Annotated in this window: 1 protein-coding gene; it reads right to left on the bottom strand. The window is 79.5% G+C overall.

Annotated elements, in window-relative coordinates; all coding sequences use genetic code 11:
• Positions 1-101: 101 nt before the first annotated feature.
• Positions 102-748 (bottom strand): PD-(D/E)XK nuclease family protein (locus tag WCS02_RS20830; RefSeq protein WP_340296216.1); only part of this gene is annotated, 647 nt, incomplete at its 5' end.

The raw sequence follows: 748 nt of genomic DNA, 5'->3' as shown, positions 1-748 counted from the left end.
GACGGCGACGCCCCGGCCGGGCCCCCCGCGCGCCGCGGCTCCAGCGTCGTCGACCTGTCCGGCACCTCCGGCGCCCCCGGCACCCCCGGGCCCGCGCCCCGCTAGACGCCCGGCAGGGCGGACAGCAGCCGGACCAGCCCGGCCTCGTCGAGCAGCCGGGCGGGGCGGCGGGTGAGACCGGCCGGCCCGACGCTGCCGTACCAGAACGCCGCGCCGACCCGGTCGAGCGGGACGTCGTGCAGCCGCGCCACCGCGAGCCGGTAGACCGCGAGCTGGGCGTCCCGAGCCCCCGACTCGGCGGTGCCCGGAGGCCGACCGGTCTTCCAGTCGACGACGTCGAGGTCGAACCGCGGGTCGGTGGAGCGCAGCACGGCGTCCACCCGGCCGCGCAGCACCACCCGGCGCCCGTCGAGGTCCAGCGGTGTCGCGAAGGGCACCTCGACCGCGACGACCTGCGCGGTGGCCCACCCGCTGGCCTCGAAGCGCTGCTGCAGCAGGCGCAGGTCGGCGTCGTCGGCGTCGGCGTCCGCGTCGTCGGCGGCCCCGACGAGCTCGTCGGGCTCGAACAGGCCGTGCCGGGGTCCGCTGCGCGCCTCGACCCACTCGTGGAACCGGCTGCCCCGGCGGGCCTGGCGCGACGGGCGCCGCGGCACCGGCCTCGCGAGGTCGGCCAGGGCGGCGGCCGCGTCGTCCGCGAGCGCGACCACCTGCGAGGCGGACAGGTGCGCCGGGACAAGTCGGAGGCCAA

The sequence above is a fragment of the Aquipuribacter hungaricus genome, assembly GCF_037860755.1.
In the GTDB taxonomy this organism is placed as follows: domain Bacteria; phylum Actinomycetota; class Actinomycetes; order Actinomycetales; family JBBAYJ01; genus Aquipuribacter; species Aquipuribacter hungaricus.
Note: the sequence above shows the minus strand (reverse complement) of the source record. Positions and strands in the feature narration are given on the sequence as shown.